Annotated in this window: 1 protein-coding gene; it reads right to left on the bottom strand. The window is 34.4% G+C overall.

Going from position 1 to position 745, the window contains the following annotated elements; genetic code table 11:
* Positions 1–86: 86 nt before the first annotated feature.
* The gene (locus RU86_RS11830; protein ID WP_096815457.1) at positions 87–566 is read right to left on the bottom strand and encodes a hypothetical protein; all 480 of its coding nucleotides are present in this window, start codon (positions 564–566) and stop codon (positions 87–89) included.
* Positions 567–745 lie beyond the last annotated feature (179 nt).

The following is a 745-nucleotide window of genomic DNA, read 5'->3' as shown; positions in this document are numbered from 1 at the left end:
TGATATAAAAGAGAGGGGCCCTCATGACGAGAAGCCTCTCTTTTTATACAACACGCCGTCATATCGTAACTTGTTTGTTAGGTTTTCTAGAAAATCTGGTTAATATAGTTGATAATCTTCTTTTTAATCCTAAATTTTTTATTTCGGTCGACCTTCTCTCCCCTTTTTAGTGCATTTAGCGTTTGAATTTCTACAGGTGTTAAAATGCCTAAAATCTCCTGATGCAATGAGGTATACATGACATTATCAGCGACATTCTGCTTATGATCATACAGATTAAAGGCTTCAGAAACATCTAAGTAAACCGGTTGATCAAATTTTCTTTTAAATGCATTGGTCTTACGGTAAGTATCAATCAAGAAACAAGTATATCTGACTTTGAAGTAGACATAAAAGTTCACCTCCTCCGTCTCAATTCTTTCTTCTAGCTGATTATACAAGTCCAATGCAATAATCCTGCCCTCCTGCATATAGTCGTCAATATCCCAGGAAGGAATTTTAGCCATTTTTTGACAATTCATAATAATAGGTTCAATGTTTTTCAGCATGATTTCTAAGGACTCCATATTTTTCTCCCTCTTTGATGTCAGTCTCCCAATTTAATACTAGTTCAATTATAAAATAGAAAAACGGATAAAAGGAATGACCTACCCCAAAGGGCGTGAAATATACCCTAATCGACTAAGTTGATGTATGAGTGACACAAGAAAGCAATAAAAAAGTAAAAAGAATGTAAAAAAGGTGT

The organism is Pseudolactococcus piscium (genome assembly GCF_002441695.1).
GTDB lineage: Bacteria > Bacillota > Bacilli > Lactobacillales > Streptococcaceae > Pseudolactococcus > Pseudolactococcus piscium.
Note: the sequence above shows the minus strand (reverse complement) of the source record. Positions and strands in the feature narration are given on the sequence as shown.